Annotated in this window: 13 protein-coding genes and 1 pseudogene; 4 read left to right on the plus strand and 10 right to left on the minus strand. The window is 66.0% G+C overall.

Annotated elements, in window-relative coordinates:
- Position 1: 1 nt before the first annotated feature.
- The 7 genes from NNX37_RS11190 to dinB all read right to left on the minus strand — a co-directional run bounded on the left by NNX37_RS11190 (position 2) and on the right by dinB (position 7,994).
- On the minus strand, positions 2-1,627 hold the full coding sequence (locus NNX37_RS11190; protein ID WP_407079954.1) for a UDP-N-acetylmuramoyl-L-alanyl-D-glutamate--2,6-diaminopimelate ligase: 1,626 nt from the start codon (positions 1,625-1,627) through the stop codon (positions 2-4).
- 22 nt (positions 1,628-1,649) lie between these two features.
- Positions 1,650-3,431 carry a peptidoglycan D,D-transpeptidase FtsI family protein gene (locus tag NNX37_RS11195; protein WP_255792746.1) on the minus strand — a complete coding sequence of 594 codons (1,782 nt, stop codon included), beginning with the start codon at positions 3,429-3,431 and terminating at the stop codon, positions 1,650-1,652.
- Positions 3,432-3,478: 47 nt separating this feature from the next.
- Positions 3,479-4,201 (minus strand): hypothetical protein, encoded by a 723-nt coding sequence (locus NNX37_RS11200; RefSeq protein WP_255792747.1) that lies wholly within the window; start codon positions 4,199-4,201, stop codon positions 3,479-3,481.
- A complete protein-coding gene (rsmH, locus tag NNX37_RS11205) occupies positions 4,198-5,199 on the minus strand; it encodes a 16S rRNA (cytosine(1402)-N(4))-methyltransferase RsmH (RefSeq protein WP_255792748.1) in 1,002 nt (333 codons plus the stop codon). Before rsmH ends, NNX37_RS11200 begins: the two co-directional genes overlap by 4 nt.
- A 189-nt stretch (positions 5,200-5,388) precedes the next feature.
- Positions 5,389-5,820: a division/cell wall cluster transcriptional repressor MraZ gene (gene mraZ / locus NNX37_RS11210; protein ID WP_255792749.1), complete on the minus strand. Its 432-nt coding sequence runs from the start codon at positions 5,818-5,820 to the stop codon at positions 5,389-5,391.
- 348 nt (positions 5,821-6,168) lie between these two features.
- Positions 6,169-6,543 carry a DUF3040 domain-containing protein gene (locus NNX37_RS11215; protein WP_255792750.1) on the minus strand — a complete coding sequence of 125 codons (375 nt, stop codon included), beginning with the start codon at positions 6,541-6,543 and terminating at the stop codon, positions 6,169-6,171.
- 182 nt (positions 6,544-6,725) lie between these two features.
- A complete protein-coding gene (dinB, locus tag NNX37_RS11220) occupies positions 6,726-7,994 on the minus strand; it encodes a DNA polymerase IV (protein ID WP_255792751.1) in 1,269 nt (422 codons plus the stop codon).
- A gap of 144 nt (positions 7,995-8,138) precedes the next feature.
- On the opposite strand from dinB, the gene NNX37_RS11225 reads away from it, so the two are divergent.
- Positions 8,139-8,642, plus strand: a complete 504-nt coding sequence (locus NNX37_RS11225; RefSeq protein WP_255792752.1) for a hypothetical protein — start codon at positions 8,139-8,141, stop codon at positions 8,640-8,642.
- A 2-nt stretch (positions 8,643-8,644) separates the two neighbouring features.
- Complete coding sequence (locus tag NNX37_RS11230) at positions 8,645-9,745, plus strand: polyprenyl synthetase family protein (protein ID WP_255792754.1); 1,101 nt, start codon at positions 8,645-8,647, stop codon at positions 9,743-9,745.
- Positions 9,746-9,837: 92 nt separating this feature from the next.
- Here NNX37_RS11230 and NNX37_RS11235 read toward each other — a convergent pair whose 3' ends face one another.
- Positions 9,838-10,191: an Rv2175c family DNA-binding protein gene (locus NNX37_RS11235; protein WP_229952314.1), complete on the minus strand. Its 354-nt coding sequence runs from the start codon at positions 10,189-10,191 to the stop codon at positions 9,838-9,840.
- A gap of 256 nt (positions 10,192-10,447) precedes the next feature.
- Between NNX37_RS11235 and NNX37_RS11240 the strand changes: the two genes are divergently transcribed.
- Positions 10,448-11,797, plus strand: a complete 1,350-nt coding sequence (locus NNX37_RS11240) for a lytic transglycosylase domain-containing protein (RefSeq protein WP_255792755.1) — start codon at positions 10,448-10,450, stop codon at positions 11,795-11,797.
- Positions 11,798-11,877: 80 nt separating this feature from the next.
- Positions 11,878-14,037 carry a Stk1 family PASTA domain-containing Ser/Thr kinase gene (locus NNX37_RS11245; RefSeq protein WP_255792756.1) on the plus strand — a complete coding sequence of 720 codons (2,160 nt, stop codon included), beginning with the start codon at positions 11,878-11,880 and terminating at the stop codon, positions 14,035-14,037.
- A gap of 21 nt (positions 14,038-14,058) precedes the next feature.
- Here the strand turns inward: NNX37_RS11245 and NNX37_RS11250 are convergent, their stop codons facing one another.
- Together NNX37_RS11250 and NNX37_RS11255 are read right to left on the minus strand one after the other, a co-directional pair.
- Positions 14,059-15,420: a class II 3-deoxy-7-phosphoheptulonate synthase gene (locus NNX37_RS11250; RefSeq protein WP_255792847.1), complete on the minus strand. Its 1,362-nt coding sequence runs from the start codon at positions 15,418-15,420 to the stop codon at positions 14,059-14,061.
- A gap of 577 nt (positions 15,421-15,997) precedes the next feature.
- A pseudogene (locus tag NNX37_RS11255) lies at positions 15,998-16,678 on the minus strand (lysophospholipid acyltransferase family protein); the annotation flags it as partial.
- Positions 16,679-16,845 lie beyond the last annotated feature (167 nt).

Raw genomic sequence — 16,845 nt, forward strand, 5'->3', positions numbered from 1 at the left:
CTTAGGACTCTACCCCGTCGCTGGAAAGGGCAGTGAATCCGTATCTTGTCAAAGCCCTGCGCAGCTCCACCCGGTCATCCAGGGCAAGGTTCTCCCCCATGACCTCCTGCCACACTTCATGGCCGCGGCCGGCCACGAGGACGGTGTCCTGCGGACGGGCCAGTTCCACGGCACGGTCGATGGCAGCTGCCCGGGGGGCCACTTCCTCGATCACGCACGCGAGGGCTTCACCTGTCCGTGCGGCTTCGGCGCCGCGCAGGACATCGGAGCGGATGGCTGCGGCGTCCTCGCCGTGCGGGTCGTCGTCGGTGACAACGACGACGTCGGCGCCGCGGGCTGCGATGGCCCCCATCAGCGGGCGCTTGGTCTGGTCCCGTTCGCCCGTGGCGCCGAAGACGATGATGACCCGGGCGTCGCTGGCGGGACGGCGCACGGAGGCCAGGGTGCGGCTCAGCGCATCGGGATTGTGAGCAAAATCAACGATGGCTGCCGGTTCTTCACCGATCAGCTGCATGCGGCCGGGCACCTCGACCGTAAACGGGTCGCCGGCGTCCAGGGCCCGCTGCACGTCGTCTGCGGGGACGCCGGAAGCCAGCACCATGAGGGTGGCCAGCGCGGCGTTGGAGACGTTGAAGGTGCCGGGCAGGGCCGTGGAGACCCTCAGCTGCTTCCCCTCCGGGCCGCGGAGGAGGAAGCTGTGCCCGAGTCCGCGGGGCTCGATGCCGGTGACGGACCAGTCCGCACCGCGTGCGGTGCCGTCGGTGGCCAGGGTCAGGACAGGCACCCCGGCCCGGGCTGCCATTCGGGCTCCCCATTCGTCGTCGATGGTGACAACGGCCCGGCGGGCACGGTCAGGCTGGAAGAGTGCTGCCTTGGCGGCGAAATACTCCTCCATCGACCCGTGCAGGTCCAGATGGTCCTGCGTGAGGTTGGTGAATCCGGCGACGTCGAAGCGGACCCCGTCCACGCGGCGGTAGGTGATCGCGTGGGAGGACACCTCCATGGTGGCGGCGTCCAGGTTCCGTTCGCGCATCAGCGCCAGCAGTCCGTGCACCTGCGGTGATTCCGGTGTGGTCAGGACACTCGGAATGGCTTCGCCGCCGGCAAGGATCTCAATCGTGCCGATCAGGCCCGTGGTGCGCCCGAGTGCCTGCAGCAGCGAGTTCACGAAGTAGGAGGTGGTGGTTTTGCCGTTGGTGCCGGTGATGCCGAACAGGGTGGGGCGGGGGCCCTCCGCCGGGACACTGTTGAAGACGGCGGCGGCCAGCGGCCCCACCAGCCGGCGGACATCCCCGGCCACGAAGACCGGGATCTGCAGGCCGGCCAGGTGTTCCAGGCCGGCTGCGTCGGTCAGGACCGCGGCGGCACCCGAAGCCTGCGCTGCAGCCGCGAAACGGGCGCCGTGGTACCGGGCACCGGCTACGCCGACGTACAGGTCGCCGGGGAGCACCTCCCGGGAATTGATGGTCAGCCCTGAAAGACCGGTCTCCCAGGCTGATTCCGCCGTTCCCGCAGCCGGCGCCACGTCCTGCAGGTCCGCCGGCAGTGCCTGTACCGCGGCACGCACGGTGACCGGCTCCACGGCACCGGGGCGGAGACCGGATCCGGCGGGGGAATTTTCACTTATTGGCACTTCAATGCTCCAGGAATTAGTACTCAATGGGGTAGGTCTCAGGCTCACCGGTGGAGGGCGGCACGTTGTTGCTGACGAGCGCCTGTTCCATGACCTTCTGGAAGGACTGGCCCGGAATGATGTAGTAGAGGTCGCCCTGGGGCCGCTGGAGGGTCACCACAACCACGTACTTCGGATCATCCATGGGTGCAATACCAGCATAAGAGAGCGTGGAGCCTGAATAGCCGCCGTTCGGCCCCGGAGCTTCCGCCGTGCCCGTCTTGGACCCGACCCGGTACTGCTTCAGGGCTCCGGTCTTGCCGGAACCGTCCTTGGTAACGGTTTCCATCATGTGCTGGACCTGCTCCGCGGTCTCCTCCGAGACAACCCGCGTGCCCGGTTCCTTCTCGACGGGCTGCTCGGTGCCGTCTTCGGTGATGACGGAGTCAATGATGCTGGGCTGGATGCGCACGCCGTCGTTGGCGATGGTCTGGTAGACGCTTGCCGTGTGCAGGGCGGTCTGGGTGAGGCCCTGGCCGAACAGCACGGTGTACTGCTGCCGGCCGTCCCAGTTTTCCGGCGCCGGAAGGAGGCCTGCCGTCTCACCGTTCAGTCCGACGTTAAGGGGCATGCCGATGCCGAATTTCCGCAGCCAGTCGTACCGCTCCTGCGGGGTCAGCTGCTGGCCGATCTGCACCGTTCCGGTATTCATGGACTTCGCCAGAATCCCGGACGCGGTCATCTTGACGGTCCCGTGTTCGAAGGCATCCTTGAAGGTCTGGCCGTCGACGGTATAGGTGGAATCCAGCTCGAACCGCGATTCCGGCGTGGTGAGGCCCTGCTCAATGGCGGCCGCCATGGTGATGACCTTGGTGGTGGAGCCCGGTTCGAAGGAATCGGTCACGGACCGGGCCTTGCGGGAATCCGCCGGCGTTGCCCCCGGGTTGTTGGGGTCGACCGTGGTGGATTCGGCCAGCGCGATCACCCGCGCGGTGTCGGCCTCCATGACCACGATGTTGCCCCATTCGGCTTCATATTCATCCACCTGGGCGGCAATCGTCTGCTGGGCGAACCACTGCAGGTCCTGGTCAATGCTGAGCTTGATGGACTGCCCGTCATGGACGGGGACGTCCTCATTCGTGGCGTACGGGATGCGGATACCGTCTCCGCCGATTTCGTAGGTCTTGCTGCCGGCCTCGCCCGCGAGGATCTCATCCTGCGTCAGCTCCAGGCCTTCCTGCGCCCCCTCGGTGCCGAGGAATCCGACAATGGAACCTGCAACGGCACCGGAGGGATAGGTCCGCAGGGTGGTCCGGTCCGCGTAGACGCCGGGGAACTTTACCGCGAGCACCTTCTCCTTGATTTCGGGAGTGACCGTCTTGGCGACGAAGTTGAAGCCCTTCTCCCCCAGCAGTGCCGAGCGGAGGGTTTCAGGATCCTGTCCGAGGATGGCCGCAAGTTCCCCGAACGCCTGGTCGAATGTGACGTCCTGGAGCTTGCCCTCCGCGTCGCGGCGCTTGAATTCGCCGCCGATGTCCTGTGAGAGGCGCTGGTCCACCACAATGTCGAACCGCTCCACGCTTCGGGCCAGGTAATTGCCCTTGGAATCGAGGATGCTGCCGCGCAGCGCCGGTACGCTGACCGTCACGAGCCGGTTGTCCACGGCGCTCTGGGCCATGCCGTCCGGATCCAGCGCCTGGACCTGGAAAAGCCGGACGCCCAGTGCCACAAGCAGCACCAAGGCAAGGATCAGACCGGTACGCAGCCGTCCGGTAACGATGGCCACCCTGTGGTTGTCCGGGCCGGATGTTTTTGCCACAACGTGTCCTCGTTTTGCCTGAATTTCTGGGAACTGCCTAGCTTGGGTCAGTAATCGCTTAGCTGCCCGGGTGCGGGGATGGTCCCGCCGTTAAGCTCCCCTTCGGGGACGGCGTCGGGAGCCTGTACCTGCGTCTCCACGGGCACCTCCACCGGCGCCTCGACCGGGGCCAGGGCAGCTGCTTCGGCTGCTTCGCGTGCAGCTTCTTCTTCCTCCAGCGCCCTCACCGTATCCTGCGGTTCCGCAGGAACCGCAGCCGCCGCCGGCATGACCGGCTGGTTGAGGACATTCGGCGCGCCGATCAGAAGTTCTGCGGGCTCGCCTTCCTTGGCGGCCTCGGGACTGCCGGTCACGGCCAGTGTCTTGAGGTCGATGGTGCCGAAGCTCGGCGAGGAGACCATGCCGAGGTCCACGGCAGCTGCGGCCAGGACCTGGGGTGCCTGGTGGTTTTCGATGTCCTGGGTCAGGGCTTCGTTGCGCTGGGCCAGTTCCGCTTTCTGGCTCTGCAGCTGCACCAGTTCATACTGTCCGCTCGACACCGAGATATTGAGCAGCAGGACGGAGGCCAGTCCCAGCACGAGCGCTGCGAAACAGAAGATGGCAAAGGGGGCGCGCCTGCGGCGCGAGGCAGCAGGCACCAGCGACAACGGAGTGCGCCGCCGGACGGGGGCGGGTGTCTCCGCATCCCAGTCGAGGGCCCGCGCCGTATTGCCTACGACGGCGTTCGACGCCACGGTGTTGAATCGGGCCGATGGCCGACGTTCACTCATTTTTTCCAGGCCCCATCCATGGGTTTGCGGATTCGTTCTACTGCGCGGAGCTTTGCTGAGGCTGCACGGGGATTTTCTGCGATTTCCTCGTCCGTAGGCACCTCGGTGCCCTTGGTCAGCCTCTTGAGCTGGGCCTTGTGTTGTTCAAGTTCAACGGGGAAACCCTTAGGGGCGGAGGAGGCTGCGCCGGCGGCGAAGATGCCCTTGACAATCTTGTCCTCCAGCGAGTGGTAGGACATCACCACCACGCGTCCGCCCATATTCAGCACGGACAACGATGCCGGGATGGCCCGTTCGAGGACGTCCAGTTCCTCGTTGACCTCGATCCGCAGCGCCTGGAAAGTCCGTTTCGCCGGATGCCCGCCGGTGCGGGCGGCGGCTGCCGGGACAACGCCTCGGATAGCTTCGACCAGTTCACCGGTAGTGGTAAAAGGCTTCGCTGCACGCGCCGCAACGATGGCCGATGCAATCCGGCCGGCGAATTTCTCCTCGCCCCACTTCCGGATGATGCCCACCAGTTCGGCTTCGCTGTAGGTGTTCACGACGTCGGCAGCCGTACGTCCGCGGCTGGTGTCCATCCGCATATCCAGGGGCGCGTCGTAGGAGTAGGCGAAGCCCCGGTCCCGCTCGTCGAGCTGCAGCGAGGAAACGCCGAGATCAAACAGGGCTCCGTCGATGCCGTCAAACCCAAGATCGGCTACGACTTCTGCTATTTCGTCATACACCGCGTGGACCAGGTCGATGCGGTCCGCAAAGGGCTCCAGCCGTTCGCCGGCCAGTGCCAGCGCCTGGCGGTCCCGGTCGATACCGATCACATGGAGCTGGGGAAAGCGCTGCAGCATGGCCTCGGTGTGCCCGCCCATGCCGAGAGTGGCATCTACGACCACCGCACGGCCGTGGTCGGCAACGGCGCTTTCAATGGAAGGAGCCAGGAGATTGATGCAGCGGTCGCGCAGCACCGGAACGTGCCGTTCCTCGGTGGGGCGCTCTTCGCTCATCTAAGGCTTCCTTTGCGTACATAGTGGTGTGTGCCTTGCGGCGCGGCTCTGCAATCAGACCCCCATCCGCGCCTCACCGCTGTGCTCCGCCTGGCTCCGGGGAAGGGAAGCCAGGTGGGCCGTGCGGTGGGGCGGCGGGAGATCTCATTACAGACCCGGCCCCGGTTGGCCCGGTGCGGGCCGGTACTGCTAGAAAATCCCGGGAATCGCGTCTTCGTCCGTTTCCGAAAACGCGGTTTCCTGTTCTGCCAGGTAGTTCTGCCAAGCGGTTGCATCCCAGATCTCGGCCCGTGTGCCGGCGCCGATGACGACCAGTTCGCGTCCGAGTCCTGCATACGACCTCAGTGCCGGAGGGATGGTTACCCGCCCCTGCTTGTCCGGAACTTCGTCAGAGGCCCCGGACAGAAAGACCCGAATGTAGTCACGCGCCTGGCGGGAGGAAAGTGGAGCTTCCCGCATTTGGTCGTGGACCCGTTCGAATTCCTTCCGGCTGAAGACGTAGATGCAGTGCTCCTGGCCCTTGGTCAAGACCAGGCCGTCGGCCAGTTCCTCGCGGAATTTAGCCGGCAGAATGAGCCTCCCCTTCTCATCCAAACGCGGTGAATGTGTTCCTAGGAACATCACGCACCGCCCTGTCTGATTGGGGGTAAACCCCTCGAGTACCGCCCCTACCCTCTTATGTCCCCCACTTTACTCCACTTCCCTCCACAGTCAACGTCCGCGCCGGTTATATTCCCGGCGCGTCGGACCGGAAATCCGCATGCTGATGCGGTTGCCTGCCGGTGGAGGACAGTGGAGGGGCAAATGCTCCCGCCGGGGATCCGGGGAACGGCGTCCGGACTGGCCCCGGGCACAAAAAAGGACCCGCCGAAGCGGATCCGTTTTTGAAACTTATCAGCCTGCCGGACGGCCGTCATGTGCGGTCAGGCAATGCCGGCCCCAAGTCTGCGGAGCGGAGGTTCGGCGCACCTACGGCTGGTCGCGTTTGCGTTCATCCCACTTGTTTTCCAGGTTGTTCATGAATCCGCGCTGGGTACTGGACTCACGCTCCCTGCGGCCGTCCGCCGCCGTGGGCGGGTTCTTCCGTCCGCGGGTGGTTGCGTAGTAGACACCGGCACCCATGATGAGGAACCCCAGTACGCCGACAGGGATCCCCGCTTCCGTGATCCCCAGCAGCAGTACCCCCAGCCCGACAACAGCCAGCAGGGCGCCAAGTACGATGCGTCTTGTCGAGATCCCCCGGCCGGCGGACGTCGCCATTGAGTTCGCGAATTTAGGATCTTCGGCGTGTAATTGCTGCTCCAGCTGATCCAGCAAGCGCTGCTCGTGTTCCGACAGTGCCATTACTGCCTCCTTGCCGTCCGGTTCTGCCCCTGTAAACCAACCAACGAACGTATGGCGCCGGATGTTCCCGCCCAGGCCCGCTGCTGCTTTGCACTTAGTCCAAGGATAGGGGGCAACGGGTCAGCACGAAAGCGGCGGATCTACGTATTCGGCCGGGCGTCCGGTCCGGACCGCGGCACGGCCTATCCGGGACGCTGCCCGGGCCCGCCGGAAGCGCCTCCCGGGGACGGATCCGGCTCCGCAGGCGGCTTCCGGGGAGACGGGGCAATCAGCCGGGCCGGAACAACACCCAGCTCGCCGAACCGCCGGTTGATCCGGTCCAGGGCATCCTCGGCCGAACGCCAGCTGTCCTCCCGCCCGTCCAGCGTCAGCTGCATGGCAGCACCTTCGGCGGACTCAAGCTGTTCCGCCCGCAGGCCGATCAGCCGGACACTTTGGGGCCGCGGCCCCAGTGCCGCCAGCAGCCCCTTGGTCGTCTCGTAAATCATCTGCGCACTGTCCACCGGCTCGGGGAGGGTGCGTGTGCGCGTCAGCGTCGTGAAGTCGGCGTAGCGCAGCTTCAGGGAGACCGACCTGCACTGGAGACCTGCGGCCCGCAGGCGGACAGCGCTGCGGTGCGCGAGCCGCAGCAGCTCTGTGTGCAGTGTGTCGTCGTCACTGACGTCGGAGGCGAAGGTTTCCTCTGCGCCGATGCTCTTTTCCCTCCGCACCGGGGTTACCGCCCGGGGATCCCGCCCCCAGGACAATTCGTACACGTGGTCGCCCACGGCGCCGAGCAGCCGGCGAAGCACGGTCGGCGGAGTATTGGCGACGTCGGCAACAGTGGCGATCCCGACCCGCGCCATCACTTCGCGGGTCTTGGCCCCGACTCCCCACAGCGCGGAGACGTCGAGGGTATGCAGGAAGTCCACCGTCTGTTCCTTGGGTACCAGCAGCAATCCGTTGGGTTTGCAGCGGGTGGAAGCAATCTTGGCTACGAACTTGGTCGCAGCAATGCCGACACTGGCAGTCATGCCCAGCTCGTCGGCGACGCGCTGGCGGATGAGCTCCCCGATGACGCGCGGAGGTCCGAGCCTGCGCATGGATCCGGCTATATCGAGGAAGGCCTCATCCACGCTGAGCTGTTCCACAAGCGGGGTGATGGACTCGAAGATCTGCATCAGCTGCCCGGAGAAGGTCCGGTAGACGTCCTGGTGCGGCTCCAGGACCACTGCCTGCGGGCACTGCCTGCGGGCCACTGCCATGGGCATGGCCGAGCGGACTCCGTAACGCCTTGCCTCGTAGGACGCCGACAGGACTACGGACCGCCCTCCCAATCCGCCTACGATGACGGGCCTGCCTATCAAATCAGGCCGCTTGAGGAGCTCAACCGACACATAAAAGGCATCCATATCCACGTGCATTATGGTGCAGTCGCGGTTGCCGCCGGCGGCATCTGAACCATTACTCACTCCCTCATCGTAGCCAGCCCCACCCCCTTTCCGGAGTTGCCTGCCGGAGCACGCTTATCCGCGGCCCCCCGCCCTCCCCCGGGACGGATTCCGGTTCGCCTAGACTGGGTGGCAGGACCCTGCCCCCCACTGAAGCGGAACCCGATGAAAAACACCCTCACGATGCTCTCTTCCGCGGCCCTGATCCTGGCGGCCGCCGGATGTTCCACCGGCTCCGGGGAGGGCAGCGCTTCCCCGTCCGGCACTGCTTCGGCTGCCTCCTCCCCCGCTTCCGGGACAGCAGGTTCCCCTTCGCCGTCGGCGTCGCCGGTCACCCTCGCGGAGGACTTCCCCTCCACGCTCATTCCGGTTCTGGACGGCGCAGAGATCCTTTCGAGCACAGTGGACCGCTCCAACGGCACCCTCACCGCAGTCCTCGTGGAGTCCTCGGACGCACCCGCCGCCGAGATCCTCGCTTTCTACGATGCAAAGCTCACCGCGCAGGGATTCGCTGCCGCGGAAGCGGCCCCCGGCTCGCCCTCTTCGCGTGACTACGTCCGGACCGGCGCCGGGGATCCCGAAACCGTCAACATCACGGCTATTGCCCAGGACGGCGGTCCGGCAACTGTGACTGTCGGCGCGACGGTGCTCGCAGAAAAGGCGAAATAACCGTGACCGTTACCCCCGTCGAAACCGCGCAGGAGGAACAGTCGGCATATCGGGGCCTGCTCGGCACCGAGCTCGAGGATTTCCTGGCGCTCCAGCAAACCGTCCTCGCCGAAATCTCGGCCGAGGCGCTGCCCCTGCTGGACGCGGTGCACAACCTCGCCCAAGGCGGAAAGCGGCTGCGCGCCCTTCTCTCGTACTGGGGCTGGCGCGGCGCGGGAGGCGCTCCCCTGCACCTGGAAGCCGTCCGGGCCGGCGTGGCTCTGGAACTGTTCCAGAGCGCGGCGCTGATCCACGACGACATCATCGACCGGTCGGACACCCGCCGGGGCGGGCCCAGTGTCCACCGCATCTTCTCCATGGCGCACGCAGACTCCGACTGGCACCTTGACGGATCCCACTTCGGCTCGTCCGCCGGCATCCTTGCGGGCGACCTCTGCCTTTCCCTGAGCGAAGAAATGTTCTCCGCAGTGGGCCCGCGCGCCGCGTACGGCACCGAAGCGCGGCGGATCTTCAACCGGATGCGCACCGAGGTGATGGCCGGGCAGTACCTTGACATCCTGGAAGAGGTAGTCGGCCCCGGACACGATCCCGAACATGCCGTGGTCCGGGCCCTGAACATCCTCCGTTACAAGGCCGCGAAGTACACCACGGAGCATCCGCTGACTCTTGGCGGCGCGCTGGCCGGTGCCGGGACGGATCTCCTGGCCGGGTATTCCCGCTTCTCCCTGCCCCTGGGCGAAGCCTTCCAGCTTCGGGACGATGTCCTGGGCGTTTTCGGGGATCCGCAGACAACAGGCAAGCCGGCCGGCGACGATCTGCGCGAGGGCAAGCGCACGGTCCTGATTGCCTATGCCCTCTCCGGCGGCAGCGGGAACGCACGGAAGGAGATCACCGCCCGGCTTGGGGATCCGGACCTGGACGACGACGGCGTGGCCCGCCTGCGGGGGATCCTCCTGGACACGGGGGCGCTGGAGGCAACCGAGGCACTTATTTCGCAGCATACGGAAACGGCTTTTTCCGCCCTGGCCGCACTCCCCCTTGACGATGTCCCCAAGGCGGCACTGGACGCCCTGGCGCACTCGGCGGTAAAACGCAGCGCCTAAACCAAAACGCCGAATACTAAGTGTGCATATAAATAGGGAGCTTCCCGTCTGCTGACGGGAAGCTCCCTATTTAGGTACTGCGGGTGGAATTATTACCAGCCCAGAGCCTGGGCGCGGCGGCGGATCTCCGTCTTGCGCCCCTCGCGGAGCGCGTCCACGGGACGGCCCGGCAGTGTGTCGTCAGCCGTAAACAGCCAGCGGATCATCTCGTCGTCGTGGAAGCCTGCGTCATCGAGCACGGAAATCGTGCCCTTCAGGCTGTCCAGCACGGAGCCGTCGGCAATAAAGGCAGCCGGAATACTGCGGATCTTCCGCTCGCCGAGGCGCACGGCCACAAGGGCGCGCTCCTCCAGCAGGCTATGCACCTTGTTAATAGGGAGATCAAGTTGTTCAGCCACATCGGGCAGGGTCAGCCAGTCGGAAACAAGTTCCTCGAGTTCATTCACTCTTCAAGGGTGCCACGTCCGGGGCGGCCCGGGCCACTTTGCCGTTCGGCACCGGAACCCGTTTGTCAAAAGTCACCACCGGGTATTGTGCGCCCGCCTCATTAGTGTAAATTCACATGGGTACCTGTAATCACATGAGTAACTATCACACCATCAGTCACTCAAACAACAGAAGTAACACCCGTTTCATTACTTGTAATGAATCCTAGGATTTGCAAAGTAATGGGCCGCCATACAGATGAGGAAACACCACTCTATGAACACTCAGTCGACGACGGGACCGCACACAGCGCGTCCCGGTGCCAACTCAATGCCGCGCAAACTGAGTGTTGCCGTCACGACCGCCGCCATTCCTGCAGTGATGATCTCCGCGCTGGCTCTCGCGGAACCGGCCGCCGCAGCGCCCGCTGCACCGCAGAACACCCTGTTCCCGCAGCTTCCCCTGCAGGCCATCAAGAACCTGAACACCGGTACGTCCACCGGTGTTGCCGCCTCACAGCTGGCTACGCAGATGCCCGCAACGCTGCCGGCCGAGTCCGCGGCGCCCGCAACGCACCGGATCGTTTCCGGGGACACCGTCAGTTCCATTGCGGCACAGTACGGCCTTTCCGCGGCCGACCTGCTGCGCGTGAACAACCTGCAGCCGACGTCGCTGATCTTCGCCGGCGACGAGCTCCGCCTGGGCGGGTCATCCGCCCCCGCCTCCGCCGCGGCCGCTGCGCCTTCCGCCGGCACCTACACGGTGGTCTCCGGCGATACGCTGGGCGCCATCGCCGCCAGGCACGGCGTCAGCCTCTCCAGCATCCTCGCCGCCAACGGACTGAGCCTCACCTCCGTCATCTACCCGGGACAGAGCATCCGGATCGACGGCAAGTCACCGTCAGCGGCGCCCGCCGCCCCCGAGCAGGGCCAGACAGCACCCGCCGCCGGTGCCAGCTACACCGTCGCCGCGGGCGACACCCTCGGCGCCATCGCAGCCAAGCACGGTGTCAGCCTTTCGGGCGTCCTCGCGTCCAACGGCCTGACTCAGGGCTCGGTCATCCGTCCCGGCCAGCAGATCCGGCTCGACGGCAGCACCGTGAGCATCACGGCTGCGGCGCCTGTTGCGGCCCCCACGGACCTGGTGCCCAACACCTTCCTGCACTACACGTACCCCGAGCACACGGTCGCCGATGCCAACCTGAACAAGCAGGCGCTGAATTCGCTGCCGGTTCCGGACCGTGCACAGATGCAGCAGATTGTGGCCGACACGGCAGTGCAGATGGGCGTCGACCCGGCCCTGGCGCAGGCCTTTGCGCTCCAGGAATCCGGCTTCGACCAGCGGGCGGTCTCCCCCGCCAACGCCATCGGCACCATGCAGGTCATCCCCTCCTCCGGAGAATGGGCCTCGCAGCTGGTGGGCCGGCAGCTGAACCTGCTGGATCCGTATGACAACGCAACCGCGGGCGTAGCCATCATCAGCGCGCTGATCCGCAGCAGTGACAGCCTGGAAAACGCGATTGCCTCGTACTATCAGGGCCAGTACTCGGTCACCACGCACGGCATGTTCGCCGACACCCGCGGCTACGTGAGCTCGGTGCTTGCCCACCGCGAGTCCTTCCGGTAAAGCAGTCCACGAGTGCCTCGAAAGGGTCCGGATCGGGTGTCGATCCGGTCCCTTTCGCGTACCGCCATTAGGATCGAAGAGTGCATGAGCCCGTGAAAGACTCCCTCGTTGAGACGCTGGTAGACGACCGTTACTTCGTCAGGTCCCTGGTGGCGCGCGGCGGAATGTCCAGTGTCTACCTCGCTACCGACCGCCGACTGGACCGCGACGTGGCGCTGAAGGTGCTGTACCCGCACCTTGCAGCCGACCGCGGCTTCCTTCGGCGCTTTGAAAGTGAGGCCAAGTCCGCTGCCCGGCTTTCCCACCCGCATGTGGTGGGCGTCCTGGACCAGGGCATCACGGACAGCCTGGCTTATCTGGTCATGGAGTATGTACCGGGCCGGACGCTGCGCGGGCTAATGGACGAGCGCGGCCCGCTGTCGCCGCGCCTCGCACTGGCACTGATGGACGCCGTGGTTGAAGGACTTGCCGCAGCACACGACGCCGGGCTGGTCCACCGCGACGTCAAGCCGGAAAACGTACTCCTTGCGGACAACGGCAGGATCAAGATCGCGGACTTCGGGCTGGCCCGTGCCGTGTCCACCAGCACCAATACCGGCACACTCGTGGGCACCGTTGCCTATCTGGCCCCCGAACTCGTGACCGCAGGCGGTGCCGACGAACGCAGCGACGTCTACTCGGCCGGCATCATGCTTTACGAAATGCTGACCGGCCGGCAGCCCTTTACCGGGGACTCCCCCATCCAGGTCGCCTTCGCACACGTCCATTCCTCGGTTCCCGCCCCGTCCGCCCTCTGCCCCGGGCTGGCTGAGGACCTGGACGACCTGGTCCGCTGGTGCACGGCCAAGGACCCCGAGGAACGCCCCGTCAACGGCCGTGCCCTGCTGGGCGAGCTGCGCCATATCCGCACCTCCCTGAGCGACGGCGAGCTTGATTTCCGGTGCGCCCCGCGCCCGGACCACAGTCCGGCTGCGTCCGGCTCACCCACCGAAGCCCTGTCCGGAGCCACGGAAGTCCTTACGGGGGCCGGCGCCGCCACCAGTGTCATCGACACGTCAGCGCTGCACCCGGACGGGGCCGACGGCAACTCCACCGAGGTTATCCACCGCAGCGGCAACCCCACTACGGTATTCCCCTCCGGCGGGCGCCCGGGCAGCCACGACGGGGGACGCGGCACAGACGGCTACCCGGCCGACGAAAACGATGACACGTACGACGACGGCGACGGCGAGGACGGAGGCGACGACGGGCAGGGCCCGCAGCGGCGCCTGAGCAAGCGGGATGAACGCGCCCTTGCACGGCACAACGACCGTGAAGCTCATCGCCCGCAGATGTCCCTCCGCAGCGGCAAACCCCGGCGGCGAGGCATCCTGGTGGCCGTGCTGCTGGCGGTCCTGATCGCCGGCGCTGCCTTCGCCGGCTGGTTCTTCGGCGCCGGACCGGGCGCCCTTGTCTCCGTACCGGACGTCAGCAATACCGCCGTCGAAGATGCCGGGACGCAGCTGGGCGACGCAGGGCTGACATATACCACCGACGAGGTTTTCGATGAAGTCGTGGCAGCCGGACTGGCCGTGGGCACTGATCCCGCCGCACCCCGGGAAGTGCGGCGCTTCCAGCCGGTGATCCTGCTCGTATCCAAGGGGCCGGAGCTTTTCCCGGTGCCCAACGTGGTCCAGCGGACGGTCGAAGCCGCCGCAGCGGACCTTCAGGAGGCTGAACTCACCCTCGGCGCGGTTACCGAGGAATACAGCGAAAGCGTTGCCGCCGGCAGCATCATCAGTCAGCAGCCGCTGCCCGATACGCTGCTGCGGCTGGACGCCCAGGTGAACGTCACGGTTTCCATAGGACCCGCACCCGTTGAGGTGCCGGCGGTCACCGGCCTCGGCGAGGAGGCCGCCGTAGAGGCCGTCGAGGCCGCCGGGCTCACGGCCGCCGTCGCCCCGGACAAGGTGAACAGTGCTTCCGTGCCCGCGGGTGCAGTAGTTGCCCAGACACCGGCTTCCGGCCTGCTGGAGCGGGGCTCCACCGTCACCCTGACCATTTCCCTCGGCCCGCGGATGGTCGAGGTCCCGAACTACGTGGGACAGCGCGCCGAATCCGCACGCGCCGATCTGGAAAGCCGCGGGTTCACCGTGGAGGTGGAGAACCTGCTGGGCGGACTGCTCGGCCTGGTCCGGGACCAAGACCCGGGCGCCGGAACCGCCCCCGAGGGCTCCACCGTCATCCTGAAGGTGGTGTAGCCCCCGGGGCAAGGTCCTGGATCAGCTCCTGCGGGACAGGGCGCCGGCCACCAGGAAGGCCATCTCCAGGGACTGCATATGGTTCAACCGCGGATCGCAGACCGACTCGTAACCTTCAACGAAGGCCTCCTGGTCAACGGGGTCCGCGCCGCCTAGGCACTCCGCGACGTCGTCGCCCGTCATTTCCACGTGCAGGCCGCCGGGGAAAGTCCCCAGCGAATCATGCACCTCGAAGAAGCCCCGCACTTCGTCCATCACATCGTCGAAGTTGCGGGTCTTGTAGCCGTTCGGCGACGTCACGGTGTTGCCGTGCATGGGGTCCGTCACCCACAGCACCTGGGCGCCGGAGGCGGTCACTTTCTCCACCAGGGAGGGCAGCTTCTCGCGGATGTTCCGGGCACCCATCCGGGTGATGAAGGTCAGCCGTCCGGGTTCGCGGTTCGGATCAAGCCTGTCGATCAGGGCGAGGGCGTCTTCGGCGCTGGTTGACGGGCCCAGCTTCACGCCGATGGGGTTGCGCACCCGGGAAAGGAAGTCCACATGCGCGGAATCCAGGTCGCGGGTCCGCTCCCCGATCCACAGGAAGTGCCCGGAGGTGTCGTACGGCTGGCCGGTGCGGGAGTCCACGCGGGTCAGTGCACGTTCGTAGTCCAGGAGCAGCGCCTCATGGCTGGCGAAGAACTCAACGCGCTTCAGTGCTTCGAAGTCAGCGCCGCAGGCGTCCATGAACCGGACGGCCCGGTCAATCTCCCGGGCGAGGGATTCATAGCGGGAGTGTGAAGGATTGGAGGTGAAGCCCTTGTTCCAGTGGTGCACCAGGCGCAGGTCGGCGAAACCGCCCTGGGTGAAGGCACGGATCAGGTTCAGCGTGGAGGCGGACGTGTGGTAGGCACGCACCATCCGTGCCGGGTCGTGTCTGCGGGATTCGGGAGTGAAGTCGTAGCCGTTGACCATGTCGCCGCGGTAGGCGGGCAGCGTCACGCCGTTCCGGGTTTCATCATTGGACGAGCGCGGTTTGGCGAACTGGCCGGCCATCCGTCCCATCTTGATCACGGGAACGGAGGCGCCGTAGGTCAGGACGACGGCCATCTGGAGCAGCGTCCGGACGCGGGCGCTGATCTTGTCTGCAGTGGCGGCCTCGAAGGTCTCGGCGCAGTCGCCGCCCTGCAGGAGGAAGGCACGGCCCTGCGCAGCCTCGGCCAGGCGGCCCCGGAGCACGTCTACTTCGCCTGCGAAGACCAGCGGCGGAACCATGGAGAGCTCGGCAATGGCAGCGTCATAGCCGGGGTCGCCGCGCCAGGACGGCTGCTGGGAAATCGGCAGGGAACGCCAGTTGTCCAGCTCTGGGTGGCTTGCCGACGTCGCCGCCGCGCCGGAGAGCATGGTGGGAATGGACTCGCGGTGTACGGGTGTGTCAGTCACGGCTTAAGCGTACTTGGTGCCCCGCAGGAGCAAACAACACCGTCACAATTGCCTTCGGAGCACGCAACACGGGCTCCGCGGCGCGGACGCGGGGATGCCAGGCGCGGACGCGGAGATCTGACGCGGACGCAGAGGTGCCAGGCGTCGACGCGGGGACCTAGGCGGTGTGGGAACGCGGATCCGTGTCGCGGTCGTCGCCGGCAGTACGGGCAGCGTCGGCTCCGGTTTCGCTGGAACCGGCGGCGCGGGCACCGTTGGTTCGGGGCATCCGGCTCCGGAACTTCTTCCGGAGCGTGGTTCCCGCTTCAGCCACGGCCGCGCCGGCGTCGCCGCCGGCAGGCTTCCGGGCTTTGTCCCTGCCTTTTGCCGTGCCGGAGTTTTTTGCCGTAGCCGAGCCGATGACGGTGATGGAACCGGGACGCTTGCCGCCTGCTTCGGCGGGGAGCTCCGGGCCGGCGTCCGGGGTTCCCGCACCGGCGTCGGAGCCGGCGGTAAGGCGCACCGCCGCACCCCGCGCCTCGGCAGCTTTGCCGCCCTTGCGTGCGGCCAGCTTCTCCTTGACCGTGCTGGCATACACATCCACGTATTCCTGGCCGGAAAGACGCATGAGTTCATACATGATCTCGTCAGTAACGGACCGCTGGATGAACCGGTCATTCTCCAGCCCGGCGTACCGCGAGAAGTCGAGCGGTTCGCCTACGATGATGCCGATCCGGCGGATATTGGGGAGCCGCCGTCCAATCGGCTGGACCTTATCGGTGCCGATCATTGCCACCGGGATGACGGGCACACCGGTGGAAAGCACCAGCTTGGCCACGCCGGTCTTGCCGCGGTAGAGGCGTCCGTCCGGGCTGCGGGTTCCTTCGGGGTAGATGCCCAGGAGTCCGCCGTTCTCCAGTACGTCGACACCGGCCTTCAGCGAGGAGGCAGAAGCCGCCCCGCCGGAACGGTCCATGGGCAGCTGGTTGGCAAGTCGGAAGAACGTGGCAGTGAGCTTTCCCTTGATCCCTTTGCCGTTGAAGTACTCGCTCTTCGCGAGGAAGCTCACCGGCCGGGGCACGGCCAGCGGAAGGAAGATCGAATCGGAGAACGACAGGTGATTGCTCACCAGGACGGCAGGCCCGGATTCGGGAATGTTGTCCATTCCCTTAACCCAAGGCCGAAAGAGAAGATTCACCACCGGCCCGATGAATATCGTCTTCATCACCCAATAGAACACGCGGCTTGATCTCCTGTCCGGACAAGACAATAACTAGGGACCCGATTGGTTCCCCAGACTCTACTGTATGCGTGCTTATCCCTGCTGGTTAACTTTGCACGTACCGCGCCTGCGGATAGTTTCCGCCGCCCGGGGTCCAAAAGACCCCCGCTAATGCAACCATAGAC

Origin of the sequence: Arthrobacter zhaoxinii (genome assembly GCF_024385505.1) — a bacterium.
Taxonomy (GTDB): Bacteria; Actinomycetota; Actinomycetes; order Actinomycetales; family Micrococcaceae; genus Arthrobacter_B; species Arthrobacter_B zhaoxinii.

Bases quoted from the DNA above. Each gene is read 5' to 3' on its own strand.
- NNX37_RS11200 (WP_255792747.1), bottom strand. From the start codon at position 4,201: ATGAGTGAACGTCGGCCATCGGCCCGATTCAACACCGTGGCGTCGAAC.
- rsmH (WP_255792748.1), bottom strand. From the start codon at position 5,199: ATGAGCGAAGAGCGCCCCACCGAGGAACGGCACGTTCCGGTGCTGCGC.
- mraZ (WP_255792749.1), bottom strand. From the start codon at position 5,820: ATGTTCCTAGGAACACATTCACCGCGTTTGGATGAGAAGGGGAGGCTC.
- NNX37_RS11215 (WP_255792750.1), bottom strand. From the start codon at position 6,543: ATGGCACTGTCGGAACACGAGCAGCGCTTGCTGGATCAGCTGGAGCAG.
- NNX37_RS11225 (WP_255792752.1), top strand. From the start codon at position 8,139: ATGAAAAACACCCTCACGATGCTCTCTTCCGCGGCCCTGATCCTGGCG.
- NNX37_RS11240 (WP_255792755.1), top strand. From the start codon at position 10,448: ATGAACACTCAGTCGACGACGGGACCGCACACAGCGCGTCCCGGTGCC.
- NNX37_RS11250 (WP_255792847.1), bottom strand. From the start codon at position 15,420: ATGCTCTCCGGCGCGGCGGCGACGTCGGCAAGCCACCCAGAGCTGGAC.